Source organism: Rhizorhabdus sp. P4_G6 (assembly GCF_056401045.1).
In genome coordinates, this window is record NZ_JBFUKC010000022.1 from 30,607 (window position 1) to 48,097 (window position 17,491).

At 61.9% G+C, this 17,491-nt stretch carries 18 protein-coding genes, 1 tRNA gene and 1 pseudogene; 18 read left to right on the plus strand and 2 right to left on the minus strand.

Annotated elements, in window-relative coordinates:
• Positions 1 to 45: 45 nt before the first annotated feature.
• From AC1DPF_RS16680 to AC1DPF_RS16725, 10 genes and pseudogenes are all read left to right on the plus strand, one after another.
• A tRNA-Gln gene (locus AC1DPF_RS16680) sits at positions 46 to 119 on the plus strand.
• 394 nt (positions 120 to 513) lie between these two features.
• Positions 514 to 1,551, plus strand: coding sequence for an NAD(P)H-dependent flavin oxidoreductase (locus AC1DPF_RS16685; protein WP_477870371.1), 1,038 nt, complete (start codon positions 514 to 516; stop codon positions 1,549 to 1,551).
• A gap of 21 nt (positions 1,552 to 1,572) precedes the next feature.
• Positions 1,573 to 1,728 carry a hypothetical protein gene (locus AC1DPF_RS16690; RefSeq protein ID WP_477870373.1) on the plus strand — a complete coding sequence of 52 codons (156 nt, stop codon included), beginning with the start codon at positions 1,573 to 1,575 and terminating at the stop codon, positions 1,726 to 1,728.
• Positions 1,729 to 1,759: 31 nt separating this feature from the next.
• Complete coding sequence (locus AC1DPF_RS16695; RefSeq protein ID WP_477870375.1) at positions 1,760 to 2,182, plus strand: GlcG/HbpS family heme-binding protein; 423 nt, start codon at positions 1,760 to 1,762, stop codon at positions 2,180 to 2,182.
• 243 nt (positions 2,183 to 2,425) lie between these two features.
• The gene (gene fdhA / locus AC1DPF_RS16700; protein WP_477870377.1) at positions 2,426 to 3,625 is read left to right on the plus strand and encodes a formaldehyde dehydrogenase, glutathione-independent; all 1,200 of its coding nucleotides are present in this window, start codon (positions 2,426 to 2,428) and stop codon (positions 3,623 to 3,625) included.
• A gap of 74 nt (positions 3,626 to 3,699) precedes the next feature.
• Positions 3,700 to 4,494 carry a fumarylacetoacetate hydrolase family protein gene (locus AC1DPF_RS16705; protein ID WP_477962442.1) on the plus strand — a complete coding sequence of 265 codons (795 nt, stop codon included), beginning with the start codon at positions 3,700 to 3,702 and terminating at the stop codon, positions 4,492 to 4,494.
• Positions 4,495 to 4,504: 10 nt separating this feature from the next.
• A complete protein-coding gene (locus AC1DPF_RS16710) occupies positions 4,505 to 5,437 on the plus strand; it encodes an acetaldehyde dehydrogenase (acetylating) (protein WP_477962444.1) in 933 nt (310 codons plus the stop codon).
• 13 nt (positions 5,438 to 5,450) lie between these two features.
• Positions 5,451 to 6,488 (plus strand): 4-hydroxy-2-oxovalerate aldolase, encoded by a 1,038-nt coding sequence (dmpG, locus tag AC1DPF_RS16715; protein WP_477870383.1) that lies wholly within the window; start codon positions 5,451 to 5,453, stop codon positions 6,486 to 6,488.
• 66 nt (positions 6,489 to 6,554) lie between these two features.
• Positions 6,555 to 6,905: pseudogene (locus tag AC1DPF_RS16720) on the plus strand (thiamine pyrophosphate-binding protein); the annotation flags it as partial.
• Between the two features lie 66 nt (positions 6,906 to 6,971).
• Positions 6,972 to 8,204, plus strand: a complete 1,233-nt coding sequence (locus tag AC1DPF_RS16725; protein WP_477962460.1) for a thiamine pyrophosphate-dependent enzyme — start codon at positions 6,972 to 6,974, stop codon at positions 8,202 to 8,204.
• A gap of 41 nt (positions 8,205 to 8,245) precedes the next feature.
• Here AC1DPF_RS16725 and AC1DPF_RS16730 read toward each other — a convergent pair whose 3' ends face one another.
• Entirely contained in the window at positions 8,246 to 8,485 is a 240-nt protein-coding gene (locus AC1DPF_RS16730; protein WP_477870387.1) for a hypothetical protein, read from the minus strand.
• A gap of 99 nt (positions 8,486 to 8,584) precedes the next feature.
• Between AC1DPF_RS16730 and AC1DPF_RS16735 the strand changes: the two genes are divergently transcribed.
• The 6 genes from AC1DPF_RS16735 to AC1DPF_RS16760 all read left to right on the plus strand — a co-directional run bounded on the left by AC1DPF_RS16735 (position 8,585) and on the right by AC1DPF_RS16760 (position 13,631).
• A complete protein-coding gene (locus AC1DPF_RS16735; protein ID WP_477962446.1) occupies positions 8,585 to 8,743 on the plus strand; it encodes a hypothetical protein in 159 nt (52 codons plus the stop codon).
• 192 nt (positions 8,744 to 8,935) lie between these two features.
• A complete protein-coding gene (locus AC1DPF_RS16740; RefSeq protein WP_477962448.1) occupies positions 8,936 to 9,736 on the plus strand; it encodes a sugar phosphate isomerase/epimerase family protein in 801 nt (266 codons plus the stop codon).
• A gap of 197 nt (positions 9,737 to 9,933) precedes the next feature.
• Positions 9,934 to 11,649: an N-acyl-D-amino-acid deacylase family protein gene (locus AC1DPF_RS16745; RefSeq protein WP_477962450.1), complete on the plus strand. Its 1,716-nt coding sequence runs from the start codon at positions 9,934 to 9,936 to the stop codon at positions 11,647 to 11,649.
• 81 nt (positions 11,650 to 11,730) lie between these two features.
• On the plus strand, positions 11,731 to 12,540 hold the full coding sequence (locus tag AC1DPF_RS16750; protein WP_477962452.1) for an SDR family NAD(P)-dependent oxidoreductase: 810 nt from the start codon (positions 11,731 to 11,733) through the stop codon (positions 12,538 to 12,540).
• A gap of 172 nt (positions 12,541 to 12,712) precedes the next feature.
• A complete protein-coding gene (locus AC1DPF_RS16755) occupies positions 12,713 to 13,159 on the plus strand; it encodes a limonene-1,2-epoxide hydrolase family protein (protein WP_477962454.1) in 447 nt (148 codons plus the stop codon).
• A gap of 172 nt (positions 13,160 to 13,331) precedes the next feature.
• Positions 13,332 to 13,631 (plus strand): VOC family protein, encoded by a 300-nt coding sequence (locus AC1DPF_RS16760; protein WP_477962456.1) that lies wholly within the window; start codon positions 13,332 to 13,334, stop codon positions 13,629 to 13,631.
• A 70-nt stretch (positions 13,632 to 13,701) separates the two neighbouring features.
• On the opposite strand, the gene AC1DPF_RS16765 is transcribed toward AC1DPF_RS16760, so the two are convergent.
• Positions 13,702 to 14,841 (minus strand): helix-turn-helix transcriptional regulator, encoded by a 1,140-nt coding sequence (locus tag AC1DPF_RS16765; protein ID WP_477870395.1) that lies wholly within the window; start codon positions 14,839 to 14,841, stop codon positions 13,702 to 13,704.
• A gap of 604 nt (positions 14,842 to 15,445) precedes the next feature.
• On the opposite strand from AC1DPF_RS16765, the gene AC1DPF_RS16770 reads away from it, so the two are divergent.
• Both AC1DPF_RS16770 and AC1DPF_RS16775 read left to right on the plus strand, forming a co-directional pair.
• Positions 15,446 to 16,039: a TetR/AcrR family transcriptional regulator gene (locus AC1DPF_RS16770; protein WP_477870397.1), complete on the plus strand. Its 594-nt coding sequence runs from the start codon at positions 15,446 to 15,448 to the stop codon at positions 16,037 to 16,039.
• A gap of 221 nt (positions 16,040 to 16,260) precedes the next feature.
• Positions 16,261 to 17,367: a 3-ketosteroid-9-alpha-monooxygenase, oxygenase component gene (locus AC1DPF_RS16775; protein ID WP_477962458.1), complete on the plus strand. Its 1,107-nt coding sequence runs from the start codon at positions 16,261 to 16,263 to the stop codon at positions 17,365 to 17,367.
• The last annotated feature ends 124 nt before the right edge of the window (positions 17,368 to 17,491 follow it).

The following is a 17,491-nucleotide window of genomic DNA, read 5'->3' on the forward strand; positions in this document are numbered from 1 at the left end:
GTTGACAGGCCCGGTAGCCGTCCTTATGTCGCCCGCTCTGCCTGTTGCCCCGTCGTCTAAAGGTAAGACTACGGACTCTGACTCCGTTAATTGAGGTTCGAATCCTCACGGGGCATCCAGGCAATCTCAATGCTGTTGGTTGTCTGGCATTCGAGCCCTTGATGTCCACGCCCATGCCCATTTCATGACTGGAACAGTGCGGCCGTTTACGGCCTCCAGATCACCTTCGTTGGTCATGTGTCCCAGGCCCCGTGGTCCGTTGGCGCACCGAGGCTGTCGGCACCCGGATCGGCGTTGATATGGCGAACTGGTGGGAAGTCGACGGCGCGCTGTTCGAGCTGATCTGCGATCACGCGCTGCTCGGCTACCTCCGGGAGGGAGTCTTGGCCCATTATTTTTAGGGAATCCGTCGATGTTCGCGCGGTCGTCCAATTAGACGAGGAGCGTTCTACGGCCTGCTGCGATATGCGCGGGTGGTAAAACGGCGAAAGTGATCATTGTGGAGGCACGTTAATGGCAATCCGGACACGCATAACCGAACTGCTCGGCATCGAGCACCCGATCGTGCAGGGTGGCATGATGTGGGTAGGGCGCGCGGAACTGGTCGCCGCCGTGTCGAATGCAGGGGGGCTCGGCATCCTGACCGGGCTGACCCAACCGACCCCCGACGACCTTCGCCGGGAGATAGAACGCTGTCGCGCCATGACCGACAAGCCGTTCGGCGTGAACCTGACGATCCTGCCCTCGGTCTCCCCGCCGCCCTATGCGGAGTACCGCAAGGCGATCATCGACAGCGGGATTAAGATCGTGGAGACCGCTGGTCACAAGCCGCAGGAGCATGTCGACGACTTCAAGAGCCATGGCATTACCGTGTTGCACAAGTGCACCGCGGTTCGCCACGCGCTATCGGCAGAGCGCATGGGCGTCGACGTGATCTCGATCGACGGGTTCGAGTGCGCGGGCCACCCTGGCGAGGACGACATTCCGGGGCTTGTCCTCATCCCGGCTGCGGCTGACAGGGTCAAAATACCGATGCTTGCTTCGGGCGGGATCGGCGATGGCCGAGGCCTTGCCGCCGCATTGGCGCTGGGTGCGGAAGGGGTGAACATGGGGACCCGCTTCTGTGCCACGGTGGAGGCACCGATCCACCAGAAGGTCAAACAGTTCATCGTGGACAACGACGAGCGGGCGACCAACCTGATCTTCCGCCGCTTCCACAACACGGGGCGCGTCGCGAAGAACAGCGTGTCGGACGAAGTGGTGGCGATCAGCAAGGGCGAGAACGCGGTATTCCAGGATGTCCAGCCCTTGGTCTCGGGCGCTAAGGGACGGGTGGCGCTGGAAACCGGCGATCTCGACGCGGGGCTCGTGTGGGCCGGGCAGATCCAAGGCCTCATCCACGACATTCCCACCTGCAAGGAACTTCTCTCCCGCATGGTCGCGGACGCCGAGGCCATCATCGGAGGGAGGCTTGCCGGGTTCCTGAACGGGGGGGCGCCGTCCCGGCATTGGGCCGAGCCCAGCCCGGCCCAATGCTCGCCCAGCGCCTAGCATGGTGACCTACTGGGCCAGGTGAGCGATGAAGGCGGTGTTCGCGTACCGAACATCGCCTGCACGCTCGGCCGCCGCAAGGTCTGCAACATCGAACGGCGCGAGGCTGGTGTGGTCGCCGCCGCTAAGACCGGTTGCGCCGCCAGGTCGCGCGCTTTGCCGGTCACCGGGCCTTGAGCACTCAGGCATTTTTTCCAGGAGTAAAGTCATGACACGCATTTCTCTCGAGCAGGCGCAGGCCATCGTAGCCGGAGCGCAGAAGGAAGGCCGCGCGCTCGGCCTCAAGCCCATCAGCGTGGCGGTCCTTGATGCCGGTGGACACATGATCGCCTTCGCGCGCGAGGACAATTCCTCCAATCTCCGGCCGCAGATCGCCACGGCCAAGGCCTCTGGCGCGCTGGCCCTTGGGGTGTCATCGCGCGCGATCGGCGAAATGGCGATCGAGCGTCCTACCTTCATCAATGCCGCAGCGGGGTTGAATCCCGCTGGCATCGTGCCGGCCGCAGGCGGCGTTCTCGTCCGCGGCAGCGACGGCGCGGTGATCGGAGCGGTCGGCGTCACCGGAGATACCAGCGACAACGACGAGAAGGCTGCATTGGCGGGAATCGCTGCGGCTGGTCTTTCCGCCTGAGCGGCGGCAGGCTGGAGACGGCGTCTTGAATCGTTGAAACCACGGCCGTGCAAATGCGGGGAGCTTCGATCGTCTGTGCCCGGCGGACGGGCCAGGGATGTGCCGGCCAGGTGAACGGGCGCACGTCGAACCGTCCGACCTAGTCCCGTCGGACGTAGGCGCAAAAGGAGGGCGGCCTAGTTCAGATAGTCAGCAAATGCAGGACGAGTCTGACTTTGGTCAGCCAAAAGCAGGAGAACGATCATGAGTGGCAATCGCGGTGTCGTTTATCTCGGACCAAATCACGTCGAGGTCCAGAAGATCGCCGATCCGAAGATGGAAACGCCGCATGGCCGAAAGATCGACCATGGCGTGATCCTGAAGGTGGTCTCGACCAATATCTGCGGATCCGACCAGCACATGGTGCGCGGGCGCACCACCGCGCCGGAGGGCCTGGTTCTCGGCCATGAGATCACCGGCGAGGTGATCGAGGCGGGAAGCGGCGTCGAATTCCTGAAAAAGGGCGATATCGTCTCGGTGCCGTTCAATGTCGCCTGCGGACGGTGCCGCACGTGCAAGGAGCAGGCCACGGGCGTGTGCCTCAACACCAATTCCGATCGTGCGGGCGCGGCCTACGGCTATGTCGACATGGGCGGATGGATCGGTGGCCAGGCGAACTATGTCATGGTTCCCTATGCCGACTTCAACCTGCTGAAGTTCCCCGACCGCGACCAGGCTCTCGCGAAGATCCGCGATCTCACCTGCCTTTCCGACATCCTGCCTACCGGATTTCACGGTGCCGTGAATGCGGGCGTCGGACCCGGGTCGACGGTCTATGTCGCGGGTGCGGGCCCGGTGGGTATGGCTGCCGCCGCATCCTGCGATCTGCTCGGCGCTGCCTGCACGATCGTTGGGGACATGAACAAGGAGCGTCTGGCCCATGCCCGCGCAATGGGCTTCCAGACGGTCGACCTTTCCGAGCATGCCGACCTTGGCGAACAGATCGCACAGATCCTGGGCGTGCCCGAAGTCGATTGCGCGATCGACGCCGTGGGCTTCGAAGCGCGCGGCCATGGTGCGGATTCCTCGCACGAGGCACCTGCCACCGTACTCAACGCATTGATGGAAGTAACCCGCGCATCAGGGCGTATCGGTATTCCAGGCCTTTACGTAACCGGCGATCCGGGCGGCATCGATGACGCGGCCAAGATCGGCAGCCTTTCGATTCGCCTGGGCCTTGGATGGGCCAAGAGCCATGCCTTCTTCACCGGGCAAACACCGGTTGTGAAATATAATCGCCAATTGATGCAGGCGATCCTGTTCGATCGCATGCCGATTTCGAAGATCGTCAACGTCGACGTGATATCGCTCGACGAGGCGCCCAAGGGTTATGAGGTGTTCGACCACGGCGCGGCGAAAAAGTTCGTGATTGATCCGCATGGCATGATCCCGACCGCAGCCTGACGGCCCTGGGTGGCAGCGCAAGGTTTGTGCCGCCACCTGCCCCGTCAGGCACCCGGTTCTTCACAGGAGCACAGATGAGTTTGCAGACTCATGAGAAATATGGTGCGGAGCTTTACGCTGCCTTGCGGGATCGCCGGACGCTGGTTCCGCTGATCGAGCAGGATCCGTCACTGACGATTGATGACGCCTATGCGATCAGCCTCGATTTCCTGTCGCGGCGGCGCAGCGGTGGCGAGAAGATTGTCGGGAAGAAGATCGGCGTGACCAGCAAGGCTGTGCAGGACATGCTCGGCGTGCATCAGCCGGACTTCGGCTTCCTGACCGACTGGATGCACATCGAAGGCGATATCGATGTCGATGGCAAGGCGCTGATCGCCCCGCGCGCGGAGGCGGAAATCGCCTTCATCCTCAAGCGCGGCCTGACTGGCCCCGGTGTCACTGCCGCGGATGTCCTGGCCGCGACGGAAAGCATCGCACCCTGCTTCGAGATTGTCGACAGCCGTATCCGTGACTGGAAGATCAGCATTGTCGATACCGTCGCCGATAACGCCAGCTGCGGCGTTTATGTGATCGGAAAGGAGCGGCTCGATCCGGCAGGGCTGGATCTTCCGAACCTACATGTCGAGGTTACCAAGAACGGTGCGCCGCTGTCCGAGGGCTACGGCCATGCCGTGCAGGGAGATCCCGCGCAGGCCGTGGCGTGGCTCGCAAATACGCTCGGCGCTTATGGCGTCACGCTTGATGCGGGTGATGTGATCCTGTCGGGCAGTCTCGTCCCGCTTGCGCCCGCCGTGAAGGGCGATCGCTTCGAAATGACCCTGAGCAACGACGCAGGCCCGCTGGGCACCTGCGTTGCCAACTTCGTTTGAGGAACACCGGATGGCACGCGTAAAGGCTGCGATCATCGGTTCGGGCAATATCGGCACCGACCTGATGATGAAGATGATCAAGTACCCGCAGAACATGGAACTCGCCATCGTCGTCGGCATTGACGAGAAATCGGAAGGCCTCGCCATGGCGCGCGAACACGGCATCGCAACGACGCACGAAGGTCTAGAGGGCCTGCGCAAGCATCCGGTCTACAAGGAGATCGGTATCGCCTTCGACGCGACCAGCGCCTATGCCCACAAGGTCCATGACGAAGCTCTGCGTGCCGATGGCATCCAGGTGGTCGATCTGACGCCGGCCGCGATCGGGCCGTTCATCGTGCCGCCGGTCAACATGGAAGCGAATCTTAGCGCATCGAACGTCAACATGGTCACCTGCGGCGGCCAGGCTACGATTCCGATGGTCGCTGCCGTCAGTCGGRTGGGCAAGGTCCACTATGCCGAGATCGTTGCTTCGGTCTCGTCGCGCTCGGCCGGTCCCGGCACACGCGCCAACATCGACGAGTTTACTCGTACCACTGCTCGCGCGATTGAGAAGGTCGGCGGCGCAACCAAGGGCAAGGCGATCATCATCCTCAACCCGGCCGAGCCGCCGATGATCATGCGCGACACCGTGTTCACCCTGTCCGAGGGCGCCGACGAGGCCGCGATCCGGCAGTCGGTGCAGGACATGGTCGCCGAGGTGCAGAAATATGTCCCCGGCTACCGGCTGAAACAGGAAGTCCAGTTCGAACGCTATGGCGATAACAACAGGCTTAAGATTCCTGGGCAGGGCGAGTTCACGGGCATCAAGTCGATGATCATGCTAGAGGTCGAAGGCGCGGGCGACTACCTGCCATCCTACTCCGGCAACCTCGACATCATGACCGCCGCCGCCAAGGCCACCGGCGAGCTGCTGGCCGCGCGCCGCATGGCCGCCGCCTGAAGGAGACCAGACGATGACCTCCACTTTCAACGTCGAGGCGGGCGATAAGCTCTACATCCAAGACGTGACGCTTCGCGACGGCATGCATGCCATCAAGCATATGTACGGCATCGACCATGTTCGTGCGATTGCCAGCGCGATCGAGAAGAGCGGCGTCGACGCTATCGAGGTTGCCCATGGCGATGGCCTGTCGGGTGCCAGCTTCAATTACGGTTTCGGCGCGCACACCGACTGGGAATGGCTCGAAGCCGTCGCGGACGTCCTCGACAAGTGCGTGTTGACCACGCTGATCCTGCCAGGCGTCGGCACGGTCGAGGAACTGCGCCGCGCCTTTGACATCGGCGTGCGCTCGGTCCGGGTCGCCACCCACTGCACCGAGGCTGACGTTTCGAAGCAGCACATCGGCATTGCCCGCGATCTCGGCATGGATGTCTCCGGCTTCCTGATGATGAGCCACATGATCGCGCCCGAGGCCCTCGCGCAGCAGGCCCTGCTGATGGAAAGCTACGGCGCGCAGTGCGTCTATGTGACTGACAGTGGCGGTGCGCTCGACATGGACGGCGTGCGTGCTCGGTTCGAGGCCTATGACCGCGTATTGAAGCCCGAAACGCAGCGCGGCATTCACGCGCACCATAACCTCGGCCTTGGGGTCGCCAACTCGATCGTCGCTGCGCAGTGCGGTGCTGTGCGCATCGACGCTTCGCTCACCGGCATGGGCGCGGGAGCGGGCAACGCTCCGCTCGAAGTCTTCATCGCTGCTGCCGACCGTAAGGGCTGGAACCACGGCTGTGATGTAATGATGCTGATGGACGCCGCCGAGGACCTCGTGCGGCCCTTGCAGGACCGTCCCGTCCGCGTCGACCGCGAGACGCTCGCGCTCGGTTATGCCGGGGTCTATTCGAGCTTCCTGCGTCATGCAGAAAGGGCTGCCGAGACCTATGGCCTCGATACCCGGTCGATCCTCGTCGAACTTGGCCGTCGCAAGATGGTCGGCGGGCAGGAGGACATGATCGTCGACGTGGCATTGGACATGCTCAAGGCGAGAGCCTGAAGGCACGAAGCGTCGGCCGTCCAGGCCGAATTCGCAAACGGCCCGATGGGTCTTCGAGGTTATGTTATGAAGCCGAGCTTGGATGCCAATGCCCAGGGGGCTCGCGAAATCGTGCGGTTCCTCGCCGACCAAGGCATCGGCCACATATTCGGACTGCCCGGGAGCTCGCTCGCGTCGCTGGTCCAGGAATTGTCGGAATCTTCGGTCCGGATCATCGCGACGATCCATGAATCCGTCACCGTCGCTGCTGCCGATGGCTATGCCAGGGTGGCTGGCAAGGCAGCAGCCTATGTCTACATGGTCCCCGGTACGACGAATGCGCTTGCCAACATCTACAATGCCTGGCGGGACGAGACCCCGCTTCTGATCCTTGCATCGCAACAGGCAGCGTGGACGAGGACGCGCGAGGGAACCATTGGCGAAGCGGACCTCGTTCCGCTCGTTGCGCCATTCTGTCGCCATGCCCGCGAGCTTGCCCCCGGCATGGCAGTCTATCGCGAGCTGGAGCGCGCGATGCGATCGGCGTCAGGATTTCCTGGCGGCCCGTCGTTCCTGTCGCTTCCCGAGGACGTGCTGGAAGGCGATGGCCCGGTTCTGCCGGAGGCCCGGACGCACCGGGTTACCTCCGGCGCGCCGGACGTGGGCGAAATTGCCAAGCTTCTGTCGGTAGCGCAGAGGCCCCTGATCGTTGCCGGAGGTCAGGTCAGGCGATATGGCGGCTCAACGATCCTGGCGGAACTTGCCGACCGGCTCGGCATCGCGGTAACGACCGAATATGGCTTCAGCGATCGTCTCGCGCTGTCGCCCGATCACCCGGCCTTTCTCGGCAGCATGACCGGGCTTGCCGGCAGCGTGGCCGAGGCGCAGGCCGACTTCGTGCTGGCCGTCGGCTGCCGGTTCGTGTCCGAGGGTCATCCGAGGCCCGAACCCTATTTTCGCAACGCAAAGTTCGTGGCTCATGTCAATGCGGACCCGGCAAAGCTGGAAGAGACGCACACCGCCAACTGGTCATGCGCGTGTGATCCGGCAGCTTTCCTGGCGGCCCTTGCCGAGGCGGCGCGCCTGCCGGATGAAGATCTACTCGCGGAACGCCGCAATTTCATCGCCGCGGCGCGTGGTGCGTCGATGCCTCCCGGCAATCCCTTTGCGCAGACCCTCGCATCGTATGGAGCCGCACTCGCTTCATTGCATGACGCTTTGGAACGGGGTTGGGTGGTGGATGAATCCGTCATGGGCTCGGTGGCCCTGATCGGTTCCCTCAAGTCCGGAGATGGTGCCCGATATATCGGCTCAACCGGCGGATCCCTCGGTTGGGGGACGGGCGTAGCGGTGGGTGCCGCCATCGCATCCGGCGGGCCGGTAACGTGCGTGCTGGGCGACGGCGCGCTGCGCTTTGGCGTTCACGGGCTGTGGACGGCTGTGGCAGAGAAGCTGCCAATCACCTTCGTGATACTCGACAACGGTGGCTACGGCTCGACCCGACACTTTTCGCGCGCTTATGCCGATCGTGTCAGGAATAGAAAAAATGCTCCAAGCTATGCCGGCATGGATTTCCGTGAGATGGGCGCACCCATAACCGACATGATCCGTGGCTTTGGCGTCGCCTGTGCCGGTCCGGTTTCCATCGCGGACGCCCGCGCGGCTATCGAAGCGGCATGGCTCTCAAACGGCGATGGCCCGAACGCGGTGGTCATCCAGTTGCCCTTTGGCGATTGACGGCCCCGGCTCTGTCGGGCGGCTCGGCCGCTGATCGCCAGTCACACCTCGCTTTCGTCCACGACCGGCCGATCCTCGCGCGTCGCCCTGTAGCGTAGCGAAGGCTTCTGGGGGTCGGGGAGGATGACGACATGATCATCGTAGACTTCGGCGAGCGTTCCCACGAACGGCATGCCTTCGAGAGTGCCGGTGACGCGGTAGCTGACCACGTCACCGACTTTGAAGCTGGCCGGGTCGAAATTGAATTCGAAAGGACAGGAGCCGTCGCCCATTCCCTGCATCGTCGCGTTCCCTGACAGTGTCGCCTGCGCCCTTGCGCAGGGCTATGGGATAACTGAGCGCTCTCGACGCCGATACGCAACGTCCGGTCAGACGTCCCCGTGCCGTTCGTCGGCGATCCAGCGCCACATCCTGCGCCATGGCTCGATCGCGTGCTGAATGCCATGGCCGGGCATCCCGACGGCATGGCCGAGAGTGACGAGGCGCTGCGCTCACTGGATCAGGCGGATAACAGGAGGCGCGCGCGGCCGAGTGATTGATAGGCCGCGACGAGTCTACAGCTGGGCTCCGGGCCTGTAGTCCATCCGGACCATGCTCGGAAATTCGCCGCGCAGCAGTGTTCGATCACGTAGGGAGCCCGCTTCAGCTCGCAGAACCGCCTGATCCCGAGGCGCTACTACGACCGTCAGTCGATCGAGAACAAGACCCTGTTCGGAGAGGTGAAGGCAATCATGAGTAACTATAGCTACGCATTGGAACCCCTCGCCGTGCCGGAGCTGGGTGGAGCTGAGCTCGTCAGGGCCGCGGAGCGGACAGGATACGACTTCGTCAGCATTTTCGCTCATAGTGCGTCGTCCGAGCTTCCCCTCGACCCATCGGTAAACGATCCCGAACAGCGCGAGGCCATGCGCGCCGCGATGAAGCAGACCGGTGTCGCTCTGCTCAACCTGGAGTGCTTCAATCTCCTGCCTTCTGTCGATCCGGCCGATTTCGCTCGGGCGCTCGAATGCGGCAGCGACCTCGGTGCCCGGACCGCAACTGCGATCGTCTGGGAAAACCCCGATCTGGAAGATGCCTGCACGAAGTTTCAAAGACTTTGCGACATGGCAGCGGAGCACGCTATCAACGTCAATGTTGAATTCTTCGCGACGGCAAGGAGCCTGCCGACCATAGTCGAGGTCGCGGACTTCGTGCGGAAGGCGGGGCGCCGGAACAGCGGCATAGTGGTTGACGTGCTGCACCTGATGCGGACGAGCGGCGGGCTCGATGGGCTCGCGAAGATCGAACCCGAGATGATCGGGGCGCTCCAGCTTTCGGACGGAATGCTGCTTCCGCCTGAGGATGTGGGCGCGGAAATGCTGAGCCGGATGTTGCCGGGCACGGGAGAGTTTCCGTTGCGCGAGATCGTTGGTCGCTGTCCCGTTGGGTTGCCGCTGGGCCTCGAAGCTGCGAACCTGTCGCTGATGGGCAAGGTTCCGGCAGAGGAGCGCGCGCTCGCCATGCGGCAGGCTGCAGGCCGTATCTTCGACTGAGCTCAGTCTCTTTGATGCCGAAGCGGACCGTCCGGTGGGCTGTGGCTCAGCCGGACGGTTTTCATTCGTCGGGGCGGCATAGACCCACGATCAGGAGGCAAGCTGCTTGCACAGAACTAGTCCGGTGAGACGTTTGTGGTTCGGGTACACGATGGTTTCATCGTGGCTTAGCTTTCCAATTGCGGGGAGCTTCCATCGTGCCTGGAACTGGCGGTAACATGTTGATCAAGGGTGGCAGGATCGTCGACGGCACGGGATGTGCTGCCTATGTTGCCGACCTGCGCGTTTCCGGCGGACGCATTGTGGAAATCGGCAAGGATCTCGCGATCAACGGCGAGGAAGTGCACGATGCCGCCGGGTGCTATGTCACCCCGGGCTTCATCGATACCCATACGCATTATGATGGCGCACTCTACTGGGATCCGACTTGCGATCCGATCCTCCAACACGGGGTGACAACCGTGCTGATCGGCAATTGCTCGCTGGGTCTTGCTCCGGTCAGAAAGGAGAGCATCAGCGACCTCGCCACGCTGTTCAGTTATATAGAGGACCTTCCGCGCGACACTTTCGAGAACGAGATACCGTGGAACTGGGAGACCTTCACCGAATATGCCGATGACATGCGCTCGCGGAAGCTTGGCGTGAACGTCGTCGCACTGGTCAGTCATTCACTCCTGCGCGGCTACGAACTCGGCCACGCGGCATGGTCCCGCGCCTCGACCGACGACGAAGTCGAACGGATCGCCGTCGCCTATGATGCTGCATTGGCGGCTGGAGCATTCGGCATATCGAGTTCGCGCTTCGACCGAAATCCTTCCGGCGACCTCGTGCCCAGCTTCTACGCCGATGCCCGGGAACTCGACCGGATCTTCTCGGTGACATCCGCGCACAAGGGTATCTTCCAAGTCATCCCCGACATGGGCAGCCTCGATCAGCAGGAAAAGGACCTTCGCGAATATTGCGGATACTCGATCAAGCACAATCGGGTGCCAGTGATTTCGAACGGCATCTACCAGCGTCCGGACGATCCGGACTATCATCCGCGCCTGCTGGCCATGGCGAAGGAAGAGCGCGCGAAGGGCGCCGACTTCCGCTTTCTGGCGTCGCCGCGTTCGATCGAGTTGCTGGTGAGCTTCCATCAGGCGATGGTCTTCATCTACGTGCCGAGCTGGAATGACGTCGTGCAGCCCGGGGTCGAGCTTGCCGAGAAGCGCCGGCGGCTGTCCGACCCGGCTTGGCGGGAGCAGGCACGCGCCGATTGGGATGAGGTCAAGGAAGGTTTCCCCAGCGGCGGCATGATTCGGGGCTTCCGCATCGTGAAGGTCGGCAAGCCCGAGAACGAGAAGTTTATCGGCAAGACCTTCGATGTGATCCTCGACGAACGTGGTGACCATCCCTCCGATATCCTGGCCGACTGGGTACTGGAAAACGACTTCGAACCGGAGTTCGTCTATCCATTCACCAATACTGATGAGCGCATCGTGGGCCAGCTTCTGGCCGCGGAAGAGAGCATCATCAGCGCTAGCGATGCGGGCGCACATATCGGCATGTTCGACGGTGCTGGCGACACGACACTGGTGCTCACACGCCATGTGCGGGACAATCCGGACATGGCGCTGGAGGAGGCCGTMAAACGGATGACGCTCGATCAGGCCGACCTCCTCGGCCTGAAGGATCGCGGCGTGATCCGGGAAGGGGCGATCGCCGACATCGCCGTTTTCGATTTGGACGCGCTCCACTGGGATGTGGAGCAGAAGATATTCGACGTGCCCGGCGGCAAGCCGCGCTTCCGTCGCCCTGTGGGCGGCATGCGTTACACCTTTGTAAACGGCGTCCTCGCACAGAAGGATGGCGAATTCACCGGACAACTTGCCGCGCGCTTCCTCGACGCAAGGGATCGCGCAGCCGTGTGACGTTCCATACCGGGAGGGCCATCGTGACCCGTCCTGTCTGGGGCAAAAATTCGCGCGCGGAATGGAAGGTTTAAGTCAGTTATGGCGCATGATCTGGCCGGCAAAGTGGCGATCGTCACGGGTGGGGCATCCGGCATCGGGCTCGCTGTCTGCAGGGTTCTTGCCCAGGCGGGTGCCTATGTTTCTGTCGCCGATATCGACGGCCCGGGTGCTGCCCGCGCCGCTGGCGAATTGACGGCTGCAGGCCTGCGGGCCGAGGCTTTCCCAACTGACATGGGTGATGCCCGGCAGATAGATGCCCTCGCAAGCGCCACCGCGACCGCCTTTGGCGGCATCGACTTCGTGGTGAACAACGCCGTGCAGATGGATCAAGGAGATGCCGCGGTCCATGAAATCGATGCGGATCTCTGGCGGACGCTGCTTTCGGCCAATCTCATCGGCCCTGCGCTGCTTTCCCGCGCGGCTATTCCCCACATGCTTTCGCGGGGCGGGGGTGCCTTCGTGCACATGGCTTCGCTTGCGGGCATGCGCGGTGAGGATAGCCGGACTTGCTACGCCACCGCAAAGGCTGGCCTGTTCGGGTTGTCGCGATCGATTGCGGTCCAGTACGGCAAGCAGGGAATCCGCAGCAACTGCATCGCGCCAGGTCTCGTGATGACGCCTGCCGCGCATGCGACTTTCGACCCCTCGCTGCTGAATCTGCTGCTTGAGCATCACATGACGGCGCAACTCGGCACGGCCGAGCAACTGGCTGCAGCCGTCTGCTTCCTTCTATCCGGGCAAGCCACGTTCATGACTGGCCAGGTGCTCGTCATCGACGGTGGGATGAGCGCCGCAATGCCCGGCGTGCCCGCATTCCGCGAACTGAAGGCGCAGGCTCTTGCCGAATAAGACGGGCCCTGGGAGGATCCGATGACTGCACGGGGCAACCCTGCCGGTCGAGGGCGGATCATCGGCATCGGCGCTTACCATAGTATCGGCGCACCAACTGATCGCAGATGGCATCGCCCGTTCCGAGGCCGGCAAGGCCTGAACGTCGCAGGTTCGGGGAAAAGAGGAGAAGATGATGGACAGGACAGCTCCCGTTTGGAGTCTCATCAGGGCGTGGGAGATTTGCGACCTTGATCTGATGATGGAACAGCTTTCGGACGACGCTGTGTTCGAGAACGTGCCGATGGACCCGATTGTAGGTAAAGAGGCGATCCGTGCTGCCACAGCGGCCCATATGGCGCTGTGCAATCGCGCGCCGTGGAAGATCTTCAACATCGCTGTGAACGAAGAGACCGGGGCGGTCCTGACCGAACGGATCGACATTTTCGAGCTGAAAGATGGCCGTACCGTCTATTCACCCTGCATGGGCTCATGGCTGGTGAACGAGGAGGGCAAGATCACGGTCTGGCGGGATTACTTCGATCTCGCGAGCTGGAACCGGCAGATGGGCGCCGATCCCGATTTCGCTGCTGGTGACGGAGGCACCAGGGCCGTGTTGCAACAGGCGGGCCTTGATTGAAAGGCCTTCCGGATTTCATGCTGGTTGCAACTGGTGATCAGGCAAAGCGCACCGGGAAAATGATCCGCGTATTCTCAATTGGAGAGGTACATGCTTAAGCAGCAGGATCATTATCACGTTGGCATCATCGTCGATGATTTCGACGCGACGCTCGTTCGCATGTCCAGGCAGAGTGGGGCTGACCTGGACGCTCCGCATTGAGGTTTCTGTACCGATCTGGACAGCCGTGGAGGGCCGCCCGCTGCATCATCTGGGCTATTGGGTCGATGATCTCGCAGAAGTGTCAGCGCAGCTTGAAGAGCAGGGCTGCCCAAAGGTTGCCTGTGCCATGTCCAACGGCCGGATGTTCGGCATGGCCTACCACGAGATGCCCGGTGGCATGTACGTCGAACTGGTAGCGCGCACATCCTTCCCTGACTGGCCGGCCTTCCTTGCCGGCACCGTCGACCACGTCGTCGATTTTCCCGAGTGAGGAACCAAAAAGGGGAGCTGTCACGCCCCCCTTTTGTATTCAGTAAAACGACAAGCCTGCCCCAGTCCGATTACTGGATCGAATGCATCTGGCTGCGCCCTAGCGGTACCAGGCTGTTGGTCAGCAGCGAGACGAGCTGCGACTGGCGGCCAACATCGGTCTTGATGAACATCGAGCGTAAGTGGGCGCGCGCGGTGTTGTGGCGGATGTTGAGGTTCGCCTCGATTTCCTTCAGGCAAAGCCCCTTGGCCAGGCCGACGGCGAGCTGCGCCTCGGTGGCAGTGAAGGAAAACAACTGCTGCAGTAACTTGACGTCATCTCGGCCTACCACCTCGTGCACGCGCAGGAAGACCAGTGCTGAAACTTCCGGCTTGTCGTGCAGCAACGATTGGTGAACCCGTGGGCGGACGATGACGTGAAGACGCTCACGACCATCGGTCGGTTCGAAGAGCAAGGCCCGGGCACCCGAGCCATCTTCCGCCTGGAATGCCGCGCGAATGGCGGACTGGAAGGTCATGTCCTCACTGGCGTGGATGGCGTGCAGGCCAGAGCGGAACTGCTTGAGCCCGATACGGTTTTCTATGGCAAAGCGTGCGGTCTGGTTCAGCAGCGAGTGGCTGCCCGACCGGTTGACCAGGAAGGCGGCGATGCCGAGGCTGTCGAGGGCCTCGGTCTGGAACTGGGAAAGAATGCGCGCACGGGTCAACTCGCGGCGAATCCGCATCGCTTCGCGGAAATGCCGGCCCGCAGCCATGACCAGCAGCATTTCTTCCTTGCTGAACGGATCGCTCCCCGTGCCGCGGCAGCAGTTCAGCGTGCACTGCGCCCCATCGATCACATCGATGCACGCGACGGCCAGATATGCGATGTCGTGCTCCTTCAGCATTTCATCGAAGGGCGCCGAGCTGACGACTTGATCCCAATCGACCATTCGCGCTTCCCCCACGCCAAGTTCGACCGGGAGGAGTTCGCGCGCATTGAAGCGCTGAGCATCTTCGAGACCCTCGGTCGAGACTTTCGGCCCGCTTGCGAAGATATGTTGCCGGGGCCTTGCGCCCTTCTGAGATATGCGGATGCAGGTCGAATTCCCGCCAAGCATGACGCGCAGCATCTCGAGTGGTTCCAGCCACGGCTGTTCGCATTCGATGCTTTCGTAGATAGCGGAAACCAGGGCGTCATAAGCAGTGACTTCGGATTGCCGAATCAGCACATTTCCTCTCCCCTTGCGTCGTACGCCGCTTGAAAGCGCATCGTTCAATAGCCGAATCGAAAGATGCGGCGTTACGCAGTGATGCAGCAAAGTTTACATATTACGCAACATCTGTCAATGAAGGGGACGCAGCGATTGAACGCGAGTTATGGGCGTTTCGTGGCCGTTGGGTGCAATGATGGCGTCTCGAAGCAACGCTTCTGCGCAGTTTTTTCGACGTTGTAAGAGAGGGCAGGCGACGGACGGGGAGGTGTGGCTGCACCATGCAGCTGAAAGATGGAGCAGATCCCATGATGACCCAGAGGGATTAATCGGGGGAAAGTGATTGATATTGCCTGAAAGGCCTGAGCAGTTAAGGCAGAGGTGCCACGGCGTGCCATGCGCTCGGCTGAGATGGGTGCACAACGCGTTTTGGCGTATCGCACTTTGAGAAGGTGATGCGAGGCTTTCGATGGCAGTAAAGAGGGCAAGCGGGCGGGCTGCGGTGCCGCCGCCGGCAAATCGTGCAATCGAGAGCCGGAGCGTCAGTTCAGCCATCGGGAGGACATCTTCGCACGAGGCCGGAGGCCACCCTTCGACAGTTCGAATGCACGAAAGCCGCGACATGATCTTCTCGGCTGCAATGGCCGAGTTCAGCGAGCGAGGCTTCAGGGGCGCGACGATCGCGAGCATCGCCCAGCGTGCCGGCGTCTCCCGCATGACTGTATACAAGCACGTCGAGGGCAAGGACCAGCTTTTGGAAAAGCTGTCCGACTACTACAGCGAGCGGCTGCGCTTGGCCCTGCAGAATGCCATCGACGATTCACTGCCGATTTGGGAAGTGCTGATGGAAGTCGGGCGCAGCTTCTATGAAGAAGGCCGTTACGCGGAGTCCAGGGCGATTTCGCGCGTCCTCATCATCGAAGCCGAACGGATGCCGAATATGGCGACCCGCGGGCTTGCGCTGCGCGAAACCTGCCTGGAGCCTCTCGCCAGCTACTTCACCAGACTCTCCCTTGCGGGAATATTCGCGACCGACAACGCGCAACACGCGGCGCAGCAGTTCCTGAACCTTACGACAAATTCGATAGACTATCTTTTCGGAGGATCGGACGTCCAGGAGGGCGAGCGCGAAAAATATCTTGCAGCGGCGGTGAAAACATTCCTGTACGGCGTGAGTTTCCGTCGCGAAGGCGTGCCATCCGGCTTGCCGGGGTAAGTCGCCTGCAAGCCTTGCGTCGCCGGACGCTCCTGCCCCGTGCGCTCTGCTCAGGCCAAGCCGATGATATTCTCGTCTATTCGGACGAGGGCTGTGATGCAGGGGCGATGCTATCGAATTGATATTCGCGGGAGCCTCCGTTTGGAACGCTCGCGCGGTTGCCATCGTCCGGCGTCCGTGCCGGCGAGCGCAATTGAGAGGCAGTCTGGGAGCGTCGGGAAATGGCTACTGCAAAAGAATACGGGCTGGGGGAATATACCTTTCCGCGCGGATGGTTCATGGTCGCGGCAGCCAACACGGTCACGCAGGCGCCGCATAACGTCCGTTTCTTTGGCCGCGACATGGTGCTCTACCGCGGCGAAAGCGGGCAGGCCTACATGGTCGGGGCCTATTGCCCGCACATGCGCACGCATATCGGCAAGAGCTCGTCATCGTTCATTGCCCAGCGTGGCAGCCAGATCGAGGGAGAATCGATCCATTGCCCCTACCACGCCTGGCGCTACGGGCCGGACGGCAAGTGCGACAAGATCCCTTATTCCGACAAGATTCCCCCCGCGGCCGAACTCGGCGCATATCCCGTGGTCGAGCGCTATGGCGCGATCTATTATTGGCACGATCCGGAGGGTGGCGAGCCGGATTACGATATTCCCGCGATCCCGGAATGGGCTGACGAGGGCTACGTCCGCTGGGAATTCGACGAACTGGGCGCGATGAATCTGCACCCGATCGAGGTTGTCGACAATATATGCGATATGCAGCATCTCTATCCGATCCACGGCTCGCACCAAGATTACTTCGAGAATATCATCAAGGGCCATATGGCCTGGCAGCTGATGGGCGGAAAGCACGAATTGCTCGGTGTCGACGCAGGTATTTCGGAGTTCAACACCTACTATACCGGTCCAGGTATCCTGTTATCACGCTACGTTGCCGACAATGCCAACTACTCCATCATGTATATTGCCCATACCCCGATCGACGATGGTACGGTCTATGTCTGGCACGCAGTGCTCAGCAAGGTGGCCGAGCGTAGCCCGACCGACGAAGATGTGGCGCAGGCCCGCGTACAGCAGCAGATGAGCTGCGATGCCTTCGCGGCCGATTTCGAGATTTGGTCGAATAAGGAAGCTTGCCTGCGCCCGATGCAGATGCCTGCCGACGGGAACTTCCTGAAGGTGCGGACCTGGTACAAGCAGTTCTACAATCCGCGTAGCGATCTACCGGACATCCTTGCCCGTTGCGAGGGGCGCTATCGGATCCCCGGGGTTCCCGATGCGCTGGATGGCGGTGCATCCAAGGAGATCCTCGAGGCGGTCCCGGCGGACTGAGATCTCGACACTTCCGCGCGAACATCGGCAATCGGAGAAGGACTTCCGGATGGGTTACAAAATCGTCATCGACAAGGTTCAGTGTGTCGGCCACGCCCGATGTGCACATTTCGCGCCCGAACTC

What these genes read in the sequence shown, in the direction of transcription:
- AC1DPF_RS16685 (WP_477870371.1), top strand. Translation starts at nt 514, where the DNA reads ATGGCAATCCGGACACGCATAACCGAACTGCTCGGCATCGAGCACCCG.
- AC1DPF_RS16695 (WP_477870375.1), top strand. Translation starts at nt 1,760, where the DNA reads ATGACACGCATTTCTCTCGAGCAGGCGCAGGCCATCGTAGCCGGAGCG.
- fdhA (WP_477870377.1), top strand. Translation starts at nt 2,426, where the DNA reads ATGAGTGGCAATCGCGGTGTCGTTTATCTCGGACCAAATCACGTCGAG.
- AC1DPF_RS16705 (WP_477962442.1), top strand. Translation starts at nt 3,700, where the DNA reads ATGAGTTTGCAGACTCATGAGAAATATGGTGCGGAGCTTTACGCTGCC.
- dmpG (WP_477870383.1), top strand. Translation starts at nt 5,451, where the DNA reads ATGACCTCCACTTTCAACGTCGAGGCGGGCGATAAGCTCTACATCCAA.
- AC1DPF_RS16725 (WP_477962460.1), top strand. Translation starts at nt 6,972, where the DNA reads ATGGCAGTCTATCGCGAGCTGGAGCGCGCGATGCGATCGGCGTCAGGA.
- AC1DPF_RS16730 (WP_477870387.1), bottom strand. Translation starts at nt 8,485, where the DNA reads ATGCAGGGAATGGGCGACGGCTCCTGTCCTTTCGAATTCAATTTCGAC.
- AC1DPF_RS16740 (WP_477962448.1), top strand. Translation starts at nt 8,936, where the DNA reads ATGAGTAACTATAGCTACGCATTGGAACCCCTCGCCGTGCCGGAGCTG.
- AC1DPF_RS16750 (WP_477962452.1), top strand. Translation starts at nt 11,731, where the DNA reads ATGGCGCATGATCTGGCCGGCAAAGTGGCGATCGTCACGGGTGGGGCA.
- AC1DPF_RS16755 (WP_477962454.1), top strand. Translation starts at nt 12,713, where the DNA reads ATGATGGACAGGACAGCTCCCGTTTGGAGTCTCATCAGGGCGTGGGAG.
- AC1DPF_RS16770 (WP_477870397.1), top strand. Translation starts at nt 15,446, where the DNA reads ATGATCTTCTCGGCTGCAATGGCCGAGTTCAGCGAGCGAGGCTTCAGG.
- AC1DPF_RS16775 (WP_477962458.1), top strand. Translation starts at nt 16,261, where the DNA reads ATGGCTACTGCAAAAGAATACGGGCTGGGGGAATATACCTTTCCGCGC.